This is a genomic window from Mucilaginibacter sp. OK268 (assembly GCF_900103125.1).
Lineage (GTDB): Bacteria > Bacteroidota > Bacteroidia > Sphingobacteriales > Sphingobacteriaceae > Mucilaginibacter.
This window is the reverse complement of sequence record NZ_FNJV01000011.1, coordinates 10,177-30,172: the sequence shown is the minus strand read 5'-3', so window position 1 is coordinate 30,172 and position 19,996 is coordinate 10,177. Positions and strand designations below refer to the sequence as shown.

Here is a 19,996-nt window from a genome sequence, read left to right as displayed (position 1 = left end):
AAAAATTTTATGAAAAAATTAATACCCCTAAACTTTACTCTTTTGGTTTTGTCATTAATCATTTTTTCTTGCAAAAAGGAAGAAAAAATACCTGATAACGTTTATGAAGTCACTGTGCCTAACCATGTTAATTTGCCTGATTCAACCGGTACCAATCCTGTTATTGCGGTTAATCTTAAATTATATGGAGATATTATTAGTCCGGTAGTACCCGATGACTTTTTAGGCTTTAGTTTTGAAAAATTGATATTAACAGATACAACTTACTTTAACACGTCAAACACTTCTTTTATTAATCTTTATAAAAACCTGGGAGGTGGATTAATCAGAATTGGAGGGGCTACGGTTGACAAAATTTTTTGGTCAAAAAATAGAAGAAATTCATCTAATCGAGACACTGTTTACTCCAATGATGTTGATCGGGTTCTTGCATTCAATAAAATGGTTGGCTGGAAAACTATTTGGGGACTTAATTTAGGTAAATTGGATCCAACGAGTGATGTACAAGAAGCAAACTATGTATTAAGTAAATCAGGTAATCTGATACATAGTTTTGCAATAGGAAATGAACCTGAATATTTTAGTTTAAATAACTTAAGAAAGGCCAGTTATAGTTACAATGTTTTTCAAGGTGAGTTCACAGACTTTTCAAATAGTTTAAGAAACTCAGTGCCTGGCATAGTAATTTCAGGTCCAGAAGCTAATGACGGAAACTGGTGCAAGCAATTTTTAAATAATACAAATAATAACATAAATCTATTTTCATTCCATTATTATAGAATGGGGCCGGCAGGTAGCACAAGTGTTACCATGAATAAATTGATGACCTTTGACCAGTTTTTACATGATATAATCGCATATCTTAAACCAGCTGTAAATGTCCATAATAAAGTGTTATTTCGCTTTTCTGAATGCAACTCAGTTTATCATGGGGGGCAACCCGGAATTAGCAATGCTTTTGGATCTTCATTGTGGGGGTCTGAATTTTTGTTTTATTTAGCGCAGCAGGGAATTGCAGGGGTTAATTTCCATACCGGAGCAGAAAAAGCAGTATATGTCTATTCGCCCATAAATACAGTTGATAAAAAGAACGTTGCCAGACCTCTGTATTATGCGATGCTATTGTTTCATCAAGCCGCAGTTAAGCAATTTTTAAAGACAGATTTGCAAAGTACAAATGCAAATATTGATGCTTTTTCCTTTACAAGAAAAGATGGAAAAAATGGAATATTGATAGTTAATAAAGATGATAAAAATGATGTTTCGCTTACCATAAATAATAAGGACGTTATAAATTCTACAACAATCTATCAGCTAAATGGCCCCTCGTTGTCAAGTACTTCGGGTACCAATATTAATGGAGCATTTGTAGATGATAATGGCGTATTTAAATCAGATGGTTACGTAACTAATCTTAGTGCACCAAGTAGTTTTATTAAAATCAAAACAAAGGCTGCCACAGCGCTGTTAGTAGTTTTTAACTAATGATTATTTAATATATGCAAACAAAACTTTCTTATTTTATAAAAATAATCTATGTTTGTTGAAATAATTGTAAAATTATAACATTAATTATCGCTTTCAAATTGCATACGTTTAATTTTTTCAAAACTTTAATCATGATCTCTATAACCCAATTTCAAATAAATGTTCAACATGTATAAAATATTTTTAGGGCCATTTTTAATTTTAGGTCTCTTGACAATGTTTTCATGCTCATCTAAAAAGCAAATTAAGTATTTCGATGATCTTTCAGATACTGCCAAAACGGTTAATATAGCTAAAGTTAACTATGTAGAACCATTGATTCAGATTGATGATATTCTTAATGTAACTATCCTGACATTAGACCCCAATGCTACTCAAATAATTAATGCAGGTAATCTTGCGCTTGCCGGTAGTACTCCGGTTGGTGGGGGTAATAACGCAGCTACTCAGACCTCAAACGGGTATTTGGTAAATAAAGAAGGTATTATAGATTTACCGATACTTGGTAAAATAAAAGTGGTGGGGTTAACTACCTCCCAGGCGAGGGAATTGATCGAAGAGAAATCAAAAACATTTTTTAAAGATCCTTCGGTATCGTTGAGAATCACAAATTTTAAGATAACAATAGCTGGAGAAGTTACCAAACCATCAACGTACATTGTCCCTAACGAAAAAGTAACCATACTTGACGCTTTGGGTATGGCAGGTGACTTAACGATATATGGAAAGCGTGAAAATGTTTTATTGATAAGAATGAACCAGGACGGGTCCAAAGAAGCGCATCGCTTGGATTTATCAAAGAGCGCTGTGTTGAAATCCCCTTATTACTACCTTAAACAAAATGACTACCTATATGTTGAACCAGCTAAAACAAAGATAGCCGCCGCCGATGCCGCGTCATTAAGAACTATAACAATTATAGGTTCGTTCCTTTCTTTCATTGCTATCATAATTACCCGGATTAAGTAATAAATATGAATCAAGCTTCTAGTAACCAAAATTTATCTTCAAAAGAAGGCGTTGATCTAAAATCAATAATAGCCAAAGTTAGACGTAGGTGGTATTTGTTTTTAATAAGTATAGTGCTCTGTTTATTTGCTGCTTTTTTTTATCTAAAGTACACAGCCCCATCCTATAAAATATTTAGTAAAGTTCTTGTTGAAGACAACAAAACCAATTCACTTTCTTCTTCGAGCGGTTCAAATGGAATGGTTGATCTGTCCTCATTGCTTGACACAAAGAGTAATGCCGATAATGAGATACAGATTTTACAATCCCGAAGCTTGATGAAGCAAGTTGTCGATCAACTAAAGCTGGATCAAATTATTTACAAACAGGGAACATTAAGCAAGAAAGAACTGTTTGATGAGGCCCCATTTGATCTAACCGTTGTTGACAAAAAAGATACTATCATAAGCAGGGAATTTGAGCTTGTTATTCTTAACAATAGCAAGTTTAGAATAACAAACAGTGCAGAGGATATTGATATGAATGACGTATCATTTGGTACCGTTATAAAACTCAGTCAATATGACTTAGTGTTTAATCAAAATAAAAATAAACTTATACCCGGAGCTAAGTATAAAGTAAACATAGTTTCTAAAGACTCAAAAATTGAAAATTTATCTAAAAATTTCAAAGCTGAATTATCAGATAAAAAAGTTACAACAATAGATTTATCGTTAAAGTACCCTAATCCTAAGAAAGGAGAGGTTATACTTCAAACATTAATGAATCTGTATTTAAAAGAAAACTTGGAAAATAAGATAAGCATTGCGGATAGTACATTAGTTTTTATAAATGACAGGCTTAATATTGTTGGAAAAGAATTAGGCGGAGTTGAAGGTCAATTGGAGAAGTTTAAAATAAACAATAACATTGCCGATATTGATGGACAATCACAAGCTCTGATATCAAGCTCTGTAGATTATTTCGACAAACTGAATACTGTAAATGCTCAATTAGGGGTTTTAGACCAGGTTGAAACGTATATTAAAAGCTCGGATTTAAAGAAAAGCTTACCAAGCTCATTGAGTATTCAAGATCCGGTTTTTGCTTACTCACTCCAAGCTTATAACACTCTTCTTGTTGAGCGGGATAAACAGAGTTTATCATATACTAATGATAACCCATATATAAAGAACTTAGACCTGCAGATTGATAATGCCAGAGCGAATCTTTTAAAAAGCTTCTATACTTATAAAAGAGGCCTGGAGCTCAATAAACAGCAATTGGTAGCTCAGAATAATAATTTCAAAGGACAGATCAAAACTGTTCCGGGAAAAGAACGGATTTTTCTGGATTATTCAAGACAACAAACAGTTAAGCAACAATTATACTTGTACTTGTTACAAAAAAGAGAAGAAACCGCTATCTCTAAAACATCAACAATTTCAACAACAAGGATAATTGATAATGCTAAAAGTGAGTTTGCCCCGTCTGAGCCTAATAGAAATAATATATATATTATAGGAATTGTGATTGGTATACTTATACCATTCTTAATCATCAGTATTCAAGAACTGTTAAATGTTAAAATAATTTCGAAGGCCGATATTTTAAAGGAAAGTGATATTTCAATTTTAGCCGAAATTAGCCATAATACCTCAGGCGATTCCATTGTTGTAGCTACTAGCTCCAGATCGATAATTTCAGAACAATTCCGGAGTTTGCGTACAAACCTGCAGTTTTTATTAACTCCAAATAAATCTAACGTAATTATTATAACCTCCAGCATGAGTGGCGAAGGCAAATCATTCATTAGTTTGAATCTTGGTTTATCATTGGCATTAATGGGGAAAAAGATCTTATTTATGGAGTTGGATCTGAGAAAGCCAAAACTATCAAGTAGTGTTGGTATGGATAATCAATTAGGTTTTACCAATTACATTATAGGAGAGCAATCGGATATTAGCAGTATAATTAAACCTCTTTGGATGCATGAAAATTGTTATCTAATATCTTCAGGTCCTATTCCGCCAAACCCTTCTGAGTTACTTCTTAATGAAAAGGTAGATGTAATGATGGCTGAATTGAAGCAGCAATTTGATTATATAATCATGGATACGGCACCTATCGGATTAGTTTCAGATGCCCTGATCGTTGAGAAGTATGCAGACTCTGTAATGTATATCGTTAGACAGAATTACACATTTAAATCGCAACTGGGTATTGTAAACGAGTTAAAGAGCACCGGTAAAATTAGAAAACCATATTTAGTTGTAAATGATATTAAGGCTAATGATGGTGGTTATCAGGGTTATGGGTATGGTTATGGCTACGGTTATGGTTACGGCAGCTATAGTGAGGAAGTGGAAACCAGCTGGTTTTCTAAGTTATTCAAAAAATGAAAAGTGAAATAAATTAAAATTATTTCATTAAAATCATTTTTTTGCGAACAAATTTTCAGTGAATTTGTATAATTATTAGGATTATTTTAATTATAATTGTGAATACTGTGACTGTAGTGAATAGAATTTTAACAATATTTTAGGTTTAATTATGATTACTTATACATTAAAAGTTGTAGAAGTCAGAAAAGAAACAATTGATACTGTTACTATTTGTTTTAAACAACCTGGCCTAAAGAAAATTAAATATCTTTCCGGGCAATATTTAACATTAATTTTTAGAATAAATAGCCGTAGGTATATACGCCCCTATTCTTTTTCTTCGGCTCCCGGCATTGACCCTAACATTGAAGTTACAATAAAGCGGGTACCCGGAGGGATAATTTCAAACCATATTAATGACCGGGTAGCTGTTGGTGACATTGTAGAGGTAATGGAACCATTAGGTGATTTTACTTTAAGTAAAATACCAGCTTTGCCCGAAGCGCATTTAGTACTATGGGGTGCCGGAAGTGGTATAACGCCACTTTTATCAATAGCTAAATTTGCATTGCACAATGAAGTTTGTGATCATATTACATTGGTATACGGAAACAAAAATTCTGAAAGCGTTATTTTTTCTGACCAGATCGAACTACTCCAGTCAAAATTTAAAAATTTCTCAGTATTTCACTTTCATTCGCAACTTTTTATAAGCGCTAATAATCCCGGGGTTATTGAAGGAAGGATAAATCCAAAAAAGGTTTTATCAATCATGAAACAGGAGAAACCAAAGGATAAAACAATACATTACATATGTGGCCCTGTTGGGCTTAAAGAATCTGTAAAGAACCAGTTGTCTGTTTTGGAAATACCGGAAGAGAATATTTACACTGAAGATTTTGAAACTGTAAAGGATCCTAAGGAATTTGAATCAATAACAACACAAAATGTAGAAGTTGTTTTTGATAATACTACTTATAACGTCGAAGTTGTAAAAGGCAAAAGTATTCTTGAAGCAGGCCTTGATTCTTTATTAGATCTTACTTATTCCTGCCAAACCGGGAATTGCCTGGTATGTAAAGCTAAATTACTATCCGGAGCGGCAAAGATGATCGGTGTATCGAAAAAAGATGAATTATCGGAAGACGAATATTTGCTTTGTTGCAGCTATCCAATAAGTAATAACGTAAAAGTTTTGGTAACAAATTAAACAAATAAAAATCGATACATGAAAGTTGTATTATTAGCCGGTGGCTTAGGCACCAGATTATCCGAAGAAACAGTATTAAAACCTAAACCCATGGTGGAAATAGGAGGAATGCCAATTTTATGGCATATTATGAAAATCTATTCGAGTTATGGCTTTAATGAATTTATAGTATGTCTTGGTTACAAAGGATATGTTATTAAGGAATACTTCGCAAATTATTTCCTGCACAAATCTGATGTTACTATTGATTTATCTGATAATTCAATTAAAATACATGATTCACAGGCAGAACCATGGAAAATTACCCTGGTTGATACCGGTAATGAATCAATGACAGGCGGCCGGATCAAAAGGGTACAAAAGCACGTTGGTAACGAGACATTCATGTTAACTTATGGTGATGGAGTAGGAGATGTTAATATAACTCAATTGCTTGAAGCCCATAAAAAAGCAAATAAGTTTTGTACAGTTACCTCAGTGCAACCATCAGGTAGATTTGGAGCATTAAATATCTCTGAAGATAATTCTGTGACCTCTTTTATGGAAAAACCTAAAGGTGATGGTTCCTGGATAAACGGTGGCTTTTTTGTTTGCGAGCCCGATGTATTTAATTATATAGATAACGACAGTACAATATGGGAACGTGATCCGATGGAAAAAATAGCTTCTGATGGCCAAATGTTGGCCTATAAACATCAGGGCTTTTGGAAGCCAATGGATACATTGAGAGATAAACATGAATTAGAAGAAGATTGGCAGCTTGGTAAAGCAAGGTGGAAAACCTGGTAAGCAGGTTTAATCAGGAATAATTTTAAGATTTAATATAATCCATAATGAGTTTTTGGAATTGCTATAAAGGAAAAAAAGTATTATTAACGGGCCATACCGGATTTAAAGGGTCATGGTTAGCCATATGGCTTAAGGAATTAGGTGCAGATGTTTATGGGTATGCACTTGATCCATATTCTTCCATGGATAATTTTGTAACCTGTGGTTTGGAAAATGAAATTAATCACAAAGTTGGAGATGTAAGAGATGGCGAAAAACTGTTGTCTTATTTTGCAGAAATTCAGCCCGATATAGCATTTCATTTAGCTGCCCAACCCCTGGTTCTACTTTCTTATGATGACCCTGCAGGTACGTTTGAAACTAATTTAATGGGTACAGTGAATTTTTTTGAAGCAGTAAGAAAAACGCCTTCTGTTAAAGTTGCGGTTAATGTTACCAGTGATAAATGTTACGATAACAGAGAGTGGATTTGGGGATACCGGGAGAATGACCCGATGGGTGGTAAGGATCCCTATAGTGCATCAAAAGGTTGCTCAGAATTAATAACATCGTCTTATTTAAATTCATTTTTTAAAACAGAAGGCTCTTGTTTAATAGCATCGGCTCGGGCCGGAAACGTTATAGGCGGCGGCGATTGGGCAGAGAACAGAATAGTGCCGGATTATTTCAGGGCAGTAAAAAAAGGCGAGAAACTACTTGTACGTAATCCTTATGCAACAAGACCATGGCAACATGTGCTAGAACCGTTGAGCGGATATCTAAATTTAGGTGCCGCTTTATACTTAAAGGGTGCCACGTATGTTGGTGGCTGGAATTTTGGACCTGAAGATACAGCCAATTACGCGGTAAAAGAGTTGATTGATCAAATGTTGCTTATTGATAGCATTGGAGGGTATATAATACCTGATTTGGATGTTAAACCACACGAGGCAACGTTGTTAAAATTGGATATATCTAAGGCTGTGAATCGTCTTCAATGGAAACCAGTGCTTTCTTTTGCAGAAACTGTAGCTTTTACGGTTTTAGGTTATAAGGACGATCTTGAAGGATTAAATATGTTAGAGAAAAGAACTAATCAAATAATCCAATATTCAAAGAAAGCTGTAGAAAAACAAATAGCATGGTCGGTATAAACAATATCTTGATAACAGGGGCAACTGGTTACCTTGGCAGTAGCCTAGTTAATGCTCTTATTAGTAAGGGTTATAAAATTATTATACTAAAAAGGGAATCATCAGACTTAAAACGCATCAAACATCTGTTAAACGAAGTATTGGTTTTTGATATTGAAAATATTGACTACAAAAGTGTTTTCGAGGGTAATGATATTAGTTGCGTAATTCATACAGCGACCTCTTATGGCCGTAAAGGAGAAACTTTGAGCAGCATATATGACGCAAATCTTTTCTTTCCTGTTAAGTTGCTTGAAAATTGTATTAAATATGGAGTTAAATATTTTTTTAACGCCAGTACAGCTTTACCAGCCGATTTAAATGTATATGCATTATCAAAAAAGCAATTTTCTGATGTTTTGAAATTAAACCATGGTCTATTTAAAGTTATAGATCTTGAACTTCAATATTTTTATGGACCAGGTGATGATACATCCAAATTTGTATCTTTTGTAATATCTAAAATTTTGAATGGAGATGAATCAATTGACCTATCACCAGGTACTCAGATCAGGGATTTTATATATATCGAAGATGTTATATCAGCTTATCTTACGTTGATAAATAAAATTAATGATCTACCCAATTATATTCGAGTTCCTTTAGGTTCAGGAGAAGGATTTTCATTAAGGAGTTTGACGCAACAAATAAGAGAGCTTATAGGCGATAATGATACCGCATTGAATTTTGATGCTATGCCTTTAAGAGCCGGTGAAATTATGTACTCAGTCGCTGATATTAGCCTGTTACACAGTCTTGGGTGGAGGCCACAGTATAACTTAAAAGAAGGATTAATAGAAACAATAAATAGAGAAAAATCATTGCATTATGATTACAATAAATAATAAAGAATTCGAACTTAAAACCTTCAAGAAAAGCATTCCTGGAACAAATTATATACCGGTAACAGGTAAAATAATCGAGGAAGATGATTTGCTGTTATGTATGGAATCTGTTGCTGATGGATGGCTTACAGCTGGACGCTTTGCTAACAAATTCGAATATGATTTTGCCCAATATTTTGGTGCAAGCAAAGCACTTTTGGTCAATTCAGGTTCATCTGCTAACCTGGTTGCATTCTATACACTTACATCCCCCAAATTGGGTGATAGGGCCATTAAACCCGGAGATGAGGTAATAACGGTAGCTGCGGGCTTCCCTACAACCGTAAATCCTATAGTACAATTTGGCGCAATTCCTGTTTTTGTTGATGTTGATGTGGCTACTCATAACGTACAGGCCGATTTAATTGAGGCTGCGGTGTCACCTAAAACCAAAGCAATCATGATTGCCCATTCCTTGGGTAATCCTTTTAATCTTGATGAGGTAATGCGTGTTGCAAAAAAATATAGCCTTTGGGTTGTTGAGGATGATTGCGATTCATTAGGAGCAACTTATAAGGATAAAAAAACCGGTACATACGGTGATATTTCAACTTTTTCATTTTATCCGGCCCACCATATCACCATGGGCGAAGGGGGTGCCGTTATCGTCAACAACCCAGAGTTAAGTAAAATCGCGGAAAGCTTCAGGGATTGGGGGCGTGATTGCTATTGCGAACCAGGGAAAGACAATACATGCGGTTGTAGATTCTCTCAGCAATTAGGATCATTACCATATGGGTATGATCATAAATATACCTATTCCCACATAGGGTTTAACTTGAAAGTAACTGATATGCAGGCAGCCTTAGGTGTTTCTCAATTTGCTAAAATAGAGCGCTTTGTTGAAAAACGAAGGCAAAACTATCAGTTGTTGTACGATAGGATGAAAGAATTTGAAGAGATTTTTATACTCCCCGAACCTACCCCCAACAGTAACCCATCATGGTTCGGTTTTTTGATGACATTAAGGGAAGGAGATGCTGCTGATAGGCATATGCTTGTTCAGCATTTGGAAGAAAATAAAATAGGCACACGATTATTATTTGCCGGTAACTTGTTGAGACAGCCTGCTTATACCGGGGTACAGCACCGTGTAGTTGGCGATTTAACCAATACCGATATTATCATGAACCAATCATTCTGGTTAGGAGTTTGGCCTGGACTTGATGCGGAGCACTACGATTATATGGCTGATGTGATTAGAAAATATATAAATTCATAACATGATCACAATTTTAGGGGCTGGCTTATCGGGTTTAAGTTCATCGTATCATATTGGACACAACCAATGTGTTATTTATGAAAAGAACAATCACGCTACCGGACATGTTCATTCTGAATATATAAATGGTTTTACCTGGGATGAGGGCCCCCATGTATCTTTTACGGATAATGAATATGTAAAAACGCTTTTTAAGGAAAGTGTGAAAGGAAATGTGTTGGAGTACCCGGTTAAAACAATAAACTATTACAAGGGAAGCTGGATTCCACATCCTGCACAAAGCAATTTGTATGCGGTGCCGCAACCCCTGCGTGATAAATGTTTGGAAGCTTTCTTAAGTGCACGCGCTTTTTATACGGATGATTTTATTCCAAAAAATTACCAGGAATGGCTTGAGTATTCTTTTGGAAATACATTTGCCGATACCTTTCCTGCAGCCTATACCAGAAAATATTGGACTACTGAACCTCAGCAATTAAGTACCCAATGGGTAGGTAAGCGTGTTTTTTTTCCAGAGATTGATCAAGTTAAAGAAGGTTACTTAGGCCCGTTAAAAGAGGAAACACATTATGTTAAAAAAGTGAGGTATCCTGCAACTGGTGGATATATGTCCTTTGCGGATAAGCTTTTACAGGGCTCCAACATAAAGCTTAATTATGAACTTTCTCATATAAATTTTGATACAAAACAGCTATCATTCCAAAATGGCGAAAATGTTGAATATGATAAATTGATAAATACGATTCCCTTGCCTGTTCTGATACAGAAAAGTAATGCTCCGGACTATGTAAAACAAGCAGCTGAGGCTTTAAATTGCTCATCAGTACTTTTGGTAAATGTTGTAGCGAATCATGAAACAGCGCGTCCTGAAAATTGGATATACGTTTACGATGAAGATAAGTATAGCACGCGTATAAACTGTACTGAGCTGCTTTCGCCGAATAATGCGCCGAAAGGAAAAACAGGAATTCAGGTTGAGGTTTATTTTTCAAATTATAATCAGAAAAATATAAGTGACGAGGAAATTGCAGAAGCTGTTTTAAAGGAGTTACTTGAAATGGGGCTGATACTTGACCGTAATTATATTGAAACCTATCATACAAAATGGGTGCAATGGGCAAATGTAATTTTTGATCATCAACAGGTAAAAAATCAGGATATAGTGTTGGGGTGGCTTGAACAATATGGCTTGACTCGCGAAAATGATGACCTTATGCCTATGACTAACTGGGCGGAGGGAGATAATACGAAATACGGAGATCTGATTTTGGCTGGTAGATTTGGCCAATGGAAGTATTATTGGACTGATGATTGCGTTTTACGTGGATTAAGGGTTTCACAAGGGTTAAAAAATACCATATGAAATTTACAATAGCTATTCCTGTTTACAACGGAGAGAAATCAATTCTTAAAACGATTGAATGCGCATTAAATCAGGATTTCCCATTTCCTTACGAGGTTTTAATCAGTAATAACGGATCAAAAGATGGGACGGCCGCAATTATTGAACCTTATTCATCGAGAGTAAAAATAATTTCAAGGGCGGATACAGTGCCAATGTATGAAAATCATAACATTTGTTTACGAGAAGCTCAGGGAAATTATGTGATTTATTGCCATGCAGATGATGTCTTGTTTGAAGATTCATTGTCTAAATATTACGATATTCTGCAAAAAAGAAACTTTCCTGAAAAATATGTACTATGGGGGCGCAGCATGTTTCGTGATTTCTATTCAAACTGGAAAGAAGGAGGCATTGGTTTAAATAATGTATTGGCAGGACAAAAAGCTGTGATTCCGTTTTTATTAGGCGGATTGGCACCTTCTGGTGTTTGCTATAGCCGTAAATCACTTTTGCAGTTAGGTGGCTTTTGCAGTGCTAATTTAAGGCTTACACCGTTTGATATGACAACCATGTTAAAGATGGCTATTGAAAATTTTGAATTTGAAATGTCCGACAGGATTTTTTTTAATCGTCGATTTGCTACTACCGCGGTTGCATTAAATTTTAAACTCGTTAAAGAAAGTGTTTATGATGGATTTTCTTGCCTAAAAAAAGAGTTAACTGAAGATCAATATCGGTTCTTGATAAGTACAATCGTTAATTGTAAAATTTATGATCCCTTTTTGTATAATTTTCTTTTAAAAGAAAAGTTGGTAAAGAAATCAGCCACAAGAAAACACATTATCAAAAAAGCCCTGAAAGCACCGTCGTTATTATTTAATCTTGATTTTTACACAGAGATTAAATCTTGCATGTAGATTGCTCGATAAGCATTAGTTTGTTATGAGCATAAAAATTCCGGATAATTCGAATTCCCTGTTTGCTATTTTTAGTAAGGTAATTATAATAATATTCACATTTTATAATTAACTGACTAATAAAATAAACGTTATTAAATTTTATAAGTGCCAAGTTTTAAAAGATCATTATTTAAAAATATTCTAATCTCCGGTGGGTATACATATCTAGCCCAGGGGATCAGCTTTCTTTCATCTATTGTTGTTTCCCGGATTTTATCGCCTGAAGATTATGGAATAATTGGATTGATTACTGTATTTACTGGATTCATAATTGTCTTTTCCGATGGAGGGCTCTCATTTGCTTTAATTCGTAGCGATTATGGAAGAACTTATCAACGCGTTTTAACCAATTTATCTTGGTTGCTGGGGATGGCTTTATTCCTCATTACTTTACTGATGGCATATCCCATTACAATTTTTTATAAGAATCCTTCATTACTATATCCTACAATTGTATTATCAATTACATTTTTGATCCGTGGTTTAAGTTTAGCACAAGGTGCATTGTTAGCTAAACAACTTAAGTTCGGCTTTTTAGGTAAGGTGACACTCATTTGTATGGTTGTTACTGTATTAACTACGATTGTTATGGCCTATTTAGGAGCCAAATATTGGTCTTTAGTGATCCCTCAAATTTTTACGGCCATAATCACAGCCATAATGTATGAAAAAGAGGTGAGATTAGGTTTTAAAATATTTCCAATGGCTTATATTAAAGTAGGTTTTAAACACACTAAAAAACTTGTTTTTAGTGTGTTAGGATTTAATGCCATTAATTATTGGTCACGAAACGCAGACAACATGGTTGTTGGTAAACTTTATGGTGCTTCTGAACTTGGTATTTATAACAGAGCTTATTCATTATTGTTATTACCGCTTAGTTTAATTACCGGCCTGTTTAGTACAGTGCTTTTTCCGAGTATGAAGAAATTAAAGGCCGAAGGCGGTGATATTGAATTAGAGTACTATTTTGTTTTACGTATAATAGGATTTTTAAGTTATCCCTTAGTTATCCTATTTATTCTTCTCCCCGAGCATTTAGTAATGCTGTTATGGGGGCGTAGTTGGTTACAGGTAGCCACTTTGCTGCCTTATTTTGGTTTGCTAATTTTTACACAAACATTATTATCAACTGCGGGATCAATACTTATTTTAAAAGAAAAGGAGCGTGAATTTATGATTTCGGGGTGGGTAACTGCTTTTTTTTTAGTGACAGCAATAGTTATGGGTGGATTTATTTCATTAAAGGCAATAGCGCAATTTTATTCGTTTTCATTTATTGTATTTGTATTAATATTTCAAGTTTTTTACACATTTATTAATAGTCTTGAGTTTAATAAAAATAAGGTATTTGTTTTTTGGATACCAAAAATTGTAATATCCTTATTAATATGGATTTCCTTATATTTTAATATCTTACTTGCCAAAAATTTATTATTAATTGTTTTTACGGTTTATATGCTCTTTGATGGAAGAAGGGAAATAGGTAAAGTTATATCTTTAATAAAAAGTAAGTTATGAATTTAGCTCCTATCGTATTATTTGTTTATAACAGGCCGCTACATACACAGAAAACGCTTGAAGCTTTGTCAAATAATGAATTGGCAGATGAAAGCACCTTATACATATATGCAGACGGTCCCAAAGCAGATGCCACAGATGCTCAGCTAAAAAAAATTGAAGAAACAAGAAATGTAATCCGCACAAAGGAGTGGTGTAAAGAGGTAATTATAATAGAATCTCCAAGTAATAATGGTTTGGCTAATTCAATAGTTAAAGGAGTTACCGACATTGTTAATAAGCACGGAAAAATTATCGTTTTAGAGGATGATCTTATCACTTCTGTAGGCTTTCTGAAGTACATGAATGATGCTTTGACACTTTATGAACCCGAGAGCAAAGTAATGCATGTTAGTGGGTATATATATCCCGTGAAAACGAAAGATCAGAGTGATCAAACCTTTTTTCTGAATATTTTATCTTGCTGGGGCTGGGGAACCTGGGCCAGAGCCTGGAAACATTACGATCATGATACCAATGTGCATTTAGAACATCTGAATTCAAAAAAGAAGATCAACGATTTTAATATACAGGGCCATGCCGATTATTATTACCAACTGATTTTGAATAGGGATGGTAAATTATATACCTGGGCGGTGAAGTGGTACGCATCATGGTTATTTGCGGGGGGATATTCATTATTTCCGTATAAGTCATTAACCCTGAATAACGGATTTGATGACACCGGTACTAATTCAAAGAGTGAATCAGGGTTCTATTCAGCACCAACCGATTATATCGAAGTAACAAAAACAGACCTTAAAGAAGATTTATATTATAGAAAACAAGTAGATAGCTTTTACGCTAAAACAATTCCTCACTTTAAAATTAAATTCATTCTGCTTTTAAAAAAATACAATATTTACTCAACTTTAAAAAAACTTGTTAAATGATAGTTAACAGAATTAAGAAGCTGCTTTCATTTTTTTTAAATATCCCTTATTATGCAAATAGTAAGGTAAATACCCGTGTTGGTAAATCTGTAAAACTGTATTCAATTTATAAATTATATAATGTTAAGGTAGGCGATTATACCTACATCGCCCCTAATTCCAATATAACTGATACTACTATTGGCAAGTTTTGCTCTATTGGCCCCAATTTAGTTTGTGGTTTGGGTATTCACCCTACAAATGGCATCTCAACAGCGCCAATGTTCTATTCAAATTATAAACAGAACGGGATAACCCTATGTAAAGAAGATAAGATTACAGAAAACTTACCGGTAAGCATAGGTCATGACGTATTTATAGGAGCAAATGTCACCATATTAGGAGGAGTTACGATAGGAGATGGCGCTGTGATTGGAGCTGGTGCCGTAGTAAGCAAAAATATTCCACCCTATGCAATTGCGGTTGGAACGCCTATAAAAATTGTTAAGTATCGGTTTGATGAGGATAAGGTAAAGGAATTATTGAAAATTAAGTGGTGGGACTGGGAAGAAGATAAATTACCTTTGGTTGAAAAATACATTTTTAATACTGATGATTTTTTAAAACTATATAACTAATTACATAAGTGAATAAGCTTTTATATTATATAGCATACATCTGGAATTATTTGATTCTTAATTTAATTAAAGCAGAATATACAAGTTTTCCAACCATTGTTGGGTTTATTGGTGTAAAGGGTTTTAAGGGCAAAATATACTTTGGTAAAAATGTCTTAATTAATTCAAATAAATGGAGCAATCCTGTTGGATTATCATCGAGTACTTACCTATGTGTAAATCGGGATGCAGTAATCGAGATAGGCAATAATGTGGGTATCTCTAACGCTTTGCTTTATGCACGTGAAAAGATCACCATTGAGGATGATGTTATCATAGGTGGGGGATGCCAGATACTGGATAATGATTTTCATAGCCTTGATTATGCTATTAGAAGAACACACCTGGACCAGGAAAATGTGGTTTCGGCAAAAATAATTATTAGGAAGGGAGTCTTTATTGGAACCGGATCAATTGTATTAAAAGGCGTTAAAATTGGAGAGCAGAGTATAATTGCAGCTGGTTCCGTAGTTACAAAAAATATACCTTCGTTTGAAATTTGGGGTGGTAATCCTGCAAAATTTATAAGAAGTATCAGCAACCCTAATATAAAATCTGATAGTTTATGATAGAGTTTTCAATTATAATAGCTACGTATAACTCTAAAGATGTAATCGGGCATTGTTTACAAAGTCTTGTGGATCAAACATACCAAAATTATGAAATAATCATAGTAGACGGTAATTCTAAAGATTCGACGCTAGGGGAGGCTGATAAATTTTCTTCACATATTGCTCATATAGTTTCTGAACCTGATAAGGGAGTATATGATGCGTGGAATAAAGGATTAAAATTAGCTTCGGGAAACTGGATTATGTTTGTGGGTTCTGATGATCAGTTATTCCCCGATTGTTTACAGTCATATCATGAATTTATTATTCAGCATAAATTAGAAACAATTGATTTTATTTCATCAAGAAATGTTTTGCTGAATAATAAAGGTGAAAATTTAAAAACTTTAGGTGGCGAGTGGACCTGGAATGTTTTTAAAAAATATATGAATTTGGCACATGTTGGTGCCCTGCATCATAAATTGTATTTTGAAAAATACGGCATTTTTAATGACAGTTATAAAATAGCGGGTGATTACGAGCTGCTTTTACGAGCAAAGCATAACTTGAAAGCTAAATTCTTTGATAAAGTAAACGCAAAAATGGGATATGGTGGTATTAGTACAGCAAGTACAAGGGTCTTTAAAGAAACTTTTAAAGCAAAAAATACATCAGGAGGGGTGAGCTTTTTAAATTGTTTTATTGACGATTTGATAGCCAGGTTAAAGTATTTTTATCGAAAAACTATCCGTAATTATGAATAAATACTTATTGCATAGTACGCTTTTATGTGTTTTTAGCGAGGCTTTGGCATTATACGGCAGGGGTAATGGTGTCGACCTTAAACTATTCTATTTTATTTTGCCAATAAATTTTGCCCTGCTTATTTTTAAACAAGGTAATTTAAAGTTCCCTCAATACTTTGGCTATATTTTTGGTTTTCTTTTTCTATCGTGCTTGTTCTCGATAGTGTTTCTATATAACAGTCCAACAAAAGGATATTTTCAGCTTATAGGTATAACTTTTGTTTCATTGTATTTTTACAATCTTATCAGGTACTTTTCACAAAACGGCTGGTTTTTATTAGTAATTAAAACCTATTTGCAATATGCCTATTGGGTTAGTATACTGGGGATAGTATTGTTTGTTGTAATTTTTGGATTATTAGGAGAGCGAACATACAGGTTGCATAGCATTATGGCCGAACCGGCCCACTTTGCGGGTATAGTGCTCCCTGCATTCTTTATATTAATGAAGAATAAGAAGGTTAATTCCATTAAATTTTACGTTATACTCTTTTCGTTGATCCTTACCTTCTCTTCTGTTGGTTACCTTGGTATATTTATTTCCTTATTTTTATACCAGGAAAATAAATTCGCCTTTCGTAATTTATTTATTTTTCTGATCATATACCTATCGGTAACGCTTGCCTATGTATTTGTTGATGATTTTAGATTAAGAGTTGATGATACTACGCAATCCTATGTTTCTAATGATGTTGAGGGGGCCAATTTAAGCACATACGCCTTAATATCTAATATGTTTGTTACTGAGCAGGTTTTTCAAAATAATCCTGTTTTGGGAGCTGGTTTGGGCTCGCACCCCGAGAGCCATAAATTGTACATTTCAAAGCTTCCCGGTCAGGAAACTTTTATTGATAAAGGAAGTAACTTAGCCAATCTTAACGCTGACGATGCTAACTCTTTATTTTTAAGGATTTTGTCAGAGCTTGGCCTAACCGGAATCTTTTTCGTGGTGCTTTTCCTGATCAAGGATTATTCAAATAAAAATTTATATAGCAGTATCATATCAAGGGCCCTGCTTATTTATTTTATATATAAATTGTTTAGAGAAGGAAATTACTTTTCACCCGAAATGTACTTCTTTGTTTTTCTATATTATTTTAACAGGATCGTCAATTATTCTGTTGATGATTTCAATCAAATAGTTACATCATGGATTTCGAAGAAAACGCTCAACATCAGGTTAAGTTAAAGGAGTTTAATTCGGGTGTCGGATATGTTAGGGGAGCCGGTGTTTTAAAAGAATCAGCGTGGTATATCATCAAGATGATATTTTTTTTAAGCGCGCTTCCATATCCGTATCGTTTTAAAAGATTCTTGCTAAAGTTATTTGGCGCAAAAATGGGGGAGAATATAGTTATAAAACCCCGAGTCAATATTCACATGCCATGGCATCTGTCCATAGGCAATGATGTTTGGATTGGAGAAGAAGTTTATTTATTAAACCTGGTTCCAATTACTATCGGTAATGACGTATGCATATCTCAACGTGCTTTTTTGTGCACCGGGAACCACGATTATCGAAAACCAAGCATGGATTACCGCAACCAGCCTATTATTTTAAATGACGGATGTTGGGTAGGAGCATCCGTATTTGTTGGGCCTGGTGTCACTGTTGGTAAAAATACCGTAATTGCCGCAGGTGGTGTAGTAACAAGCACAACCGAAGCAAATGTTATTTATAAAGGCAATCCGGCTTTAATAAAAGGGAACAGATGGAGAGTGTAATTAAAAAAAATATTATTGTAAATGCTGTATCCCTTAAAAATGGAGGTGCACGTACTATACTTTTACAGTTTTTTAATCAATTGATTCTTAAACAGAACGATTTTAGAGACTTTGATTTTTATTTATTTATATGCGATGGGGTTGAGTTAGATGCCAGGGATATACCAATATCATTACAGATTGTGCATTTACCTGTCAATAACATTGTTGAACGAGTAAATTGGGAGGTATTTGGTTTACGAAAATGGATCAAAGAGAAGGACCTAAACGTTTCGCTTTTTGTTTCCCTGCAGAGCATTGGGTTTTTCTTCAACGATAAAAATCAATTAATATATTATCATAATCCAATTCCTGTTTATCCCAAACGATGGAATATCTGGAAAAAGAACGAGACAAAATTGTGGATATATAAAACCATTTTTAAAAAAATAATGAGATGGTCATATAATGATAATTCGGTATTCATAGCGCAGGTTAAATGGGTAGAACAGGCGCTAAAAGATACTTTTTATATCAATGGTGATCAGATTCATATTATCAAGCCTGATATCTCCTCATTCCAAAATCGGATTCATTTTTTGAATGATAACGGTGCTCATCAGTCCGATCCGAATTATATATATTTTCCGGCTACTGAATATCCTTATAAAAATCATTTGTTTATTGTAAATATTTTAAGTAGGCTTTTACAGACTGCCCCTAATGAGGAACCATTACTTAGTACCTGGAAAATTATTTTCACCCTTGATGTAAATACAAGCAGTATATACCAAATAATTAAACAAAGAGGGCTTGAAAAGTATTTCCTGTTCACAGGGCATGTCTCTTACAACGAGGCGATGAAATATTATCAAAAGTCAAAATTGATTTTATTCCCAAGCTATATAGAAACCTTTGGCTTACCTTTGATTGAAGCCGCGTTTTTTGGAAAAAAGATACTGGCGTCTGACCTTTCTTTTGTATCTGAAGTTTTGCCAGATTATGATGGTCTGCAGATGATACCACTTACAGATGAAGACGCCTGGGTTAAAGCATTATTAGATAATATAAATCATGCCGCAAGTTTTGATTCATACCTGCCTAATTATGAAACCGGGTGGGATGATTTCTTTGGTTTGATAAAGCGATATTCTTAATTACGGGTAATGGCATTTACCTCAAACTGATGATATAATATTTAAAACCAAAGATACCCCGGCATTTAACACTATTTATATTTACCTCGTAGAATCAATTAGCAGGAACAGATTCTGGTTTTTTAACCTGGTAACGGTTCTTAAGTTTTAAAATTGGCTGTTCAATATATTTGAAGGGTAAAGCTGCCAAAGAAAAAAATGAAGGAAAAATGAAAATCAAATTTTCAAAATTCCCCCATAAACAGAAGTAAGGAAACGCTTTTGCAGC

At 34.3% G+C, this 19,996-nt stretch carries 18 protein-coding genes; all 18 read left to right on the top strand.

Annotated features, from left to right (window positions below; translation table 11 throughout):
- Positions 1-9: 9 nt before the first annotated feature.
- The 18 genes from BLR84_RS25675 (at position 10) to BLR84_RS25590 (ending at position 19,728) form a co-directional block, all read left to right on the top strand.
- Positions 10-1,485: a hypothetical protein gene (locus BLR84_RS25675; RefSeq protein ID WP_090473134.1), complete on the top strand. Its 1,476-nt coding sequence runs from the start codon at positions 10-12 to the stop codon at positions 1,483-1,485.
- 171 nt (positions 1,486-1,656) lie between these two features.
- Positions 1,657-2,457, top strand: a complete 801-nt coding sequence (locus tag BLR84_RS25670; protein ID WP_255367047.1) for a polysaccharide biosynthesis/export family protein — start codon at positions 1,657-1,659, stop codon at positions 2,455-2,457.
- Positions 2,458-2,462: 5 nt separating this feature from the next.
- Entirely contained in the window at positions 2,463-4,838 is a 2,376-nt protein-coding gene (locus BLR84_RS25665; RefSeq protein WP_090473132.1) for a GumC family protein, read from the top strand.
- A 151-nt stretch (positions 4,839-4,989) separates the two neighbouring features.
- The gene (locus BLR84_RS25660; protein WP_090473131.1) at positions 4,990-6,030 is read left to right on the top strand and encodes a ferredoxin--NADP reductase; all 1,041 of its coding nucleotides are present in this window, start codon (positions 4,990-4,992) and stop codon (positions 6,028-6,030) included.
- 18 nt (positions 6,031-6,048) lie between these two features.
- A complete protein-coding gene (gene rfbF, locus BLR84_RS25655; RefSeq protein WP_090473130.1) occupies positions 6,049-6,819 on the top strand; it encodes a glucose-1-phosphate cytidylyltransferase in 771 nt (256 codons plus the stop codon).
- Between the two features lie 44 nt (positions 6,820-6,863).
- Positions 6,864-7,952, top strand: a complete 1,089-nt coding sequence (gene rfbG / locus BLR84_RS25650) for a CDP-glucose 4,6-dehydratase (RefSeq protein WP_090473129.1) — start codon at positions 6,864-6,866, stop codon at positions 7,950-7,952.
- A complete protein-coding gene (locus BLR84_RS25645; RefSeq protein WP_090473128.1) occupies positions 7,940-8,836 on the top strand; it encodes an NAD-dependent epimerase/dehydratase family protein in 897 nt (298 codons plus the stop codon). The genes rfbG and BLR84_RS25645 overlap by 13 nt, the downstream gene beginning before the upstream one ends.
- Entirely contained in the window at positions 8,820-10,097 is a 1,278-nt protein-coding gene (gene rfbH, locus BLR84_RS25640; RefSeq protein WP_090473127.1) for a lipopolysaccharide biosynthesis protein RfbH, read from the top strand. Before BLR84_RS25645 ends, rfbH begins: the two co-directional genes overlap by 17 nt.
- Position 10,098: 1 nt before the next feature.
- Positions 10,099-11,460, top strand: a complete 1,362-nt coding sequence (locus tag BLR84_RS25635; protein ID WP_090473126.1) for a protoporphyrinogen/coproporphyrinogen oxidase — start codon at positions 10,099-10,101, stop codon at positions 11,458-11,460.
- A complete protein-coding gene (locus tag BLR84_RS25630; protein WP_090473125.1) occupies positions 11,457-12,359 on the top strand; it encodes a glycosyltransferase family 2 protein in 903 nt (300 codons plus the stop codon). The genes BLR84_RS25635 and BLR84_RS25630 overlap by 4 nt, the downstream gene beginning before the upstream one ends.
- A 147-nt stretch (positions 12,360-12,506) precedes the next feature.
- A complete protein-coding gene (locus BLR84_RS25625; protein ID WP_090473124.1) occupies positions 12,507-13,922 on the top strand; it encodes an oligosaccharide flippase family protein in 1,416 nt (471 codons plus the stop codon).
- Between the two features lie 65 nt (positions 13,923-13,987).
- On the top strand, positions 13,988-14,854 hold the full coding sequence (locus tag BLR84_RS25620; protein ID WP_369829204.1) for a sugar transferase: 867 nt from the start codon (positions 13,988-13,990) through the stop codon (positions 14,852-14,854).
- A complete protein-coding gene (locus BLR84_RS30500) occupies positions 14,851-15,471 on the top strand; it encodes a CatB-related O-acetyltransferase (protein WP_090473122.1) in 621 nt (206 codons plus the stop codon). The genes BLR84_RS25620 and BLR84_RS30500 overlap by 4 nt, the downstream gene beginning before the upstream one ends.
- Before the next feature lie 8 nt (positions 15,472-15,479).
- Positions 15,480-16,079: an acyltransferase gene (locus BLR84_RS25610; RefSeq protein WP_090473121.1), complete on the top strand. Its 600-nt coding sequence runs from the start codon at positions 15,480-15,482 to the stop codon at positions 16,077-16,079.
- The gene (locus BLR84_RS25605) at positions 16,076-16,825 is read left to right on the top strand and encodes a glycosyltransferase family 2 protein (protein WP_090473120.1); all 750 of its coding nucleotides are present in this window, start codon (positions 16,076-16,078) and stop codon (positions 16,823-16,825) included. The genes BLR84_RS25610 and BLR84_RS25605 overlap by 4 nt, the downstream gene beginning before the upstream one ends.
- On the top strand, positions 16,818-18,056 hold the full coding sequence (locus tag BLR84_RS25600) for a hypothetical protein (protein ID WP_090473119.1): 1,239 nt from the start codon (positions 16,818-16,820) through the stop codon (positions 18,054-18,056). The genes BLR84_RS25605 and BLR84_RS25600 overlap by 8 nt, the downstream gene beginning before the upstream one ends.
- Positions 18,017-18,592, top strand: a complete 576-nt coding sequence (locus BLR84_RS25595) for a WcaF family extracellular polysaccharide biosynthesis acetyltransferase (protein WP_090473118.1) — start codon at positions 18,017-18,019, stop codon at positions 18,590-18,592. The genes BLR84_RS25600 and BLR84_RS25595 overlap by 40 nt, the downstream gene beginning before the upstream one ends.
- Positions 18,580-19,728 carry a glycosyltransferase gene (locus tag BLR84_RS25590; protein WP_090473117.1) on the top strand — a complete coding sequence of 383 codons (1,149 nt, stop codon included), beginning with the start codon at positions 18,580-18,582 and terminating at the stop codon, positions 19,726-19,728. Before BLR84_RS25595 ends, BLR84_RS25590 begins: the two co-directional genes overlap by 13 nt.
- Positions 19,729-19,996: the final 268 nt, after the last annotated feature.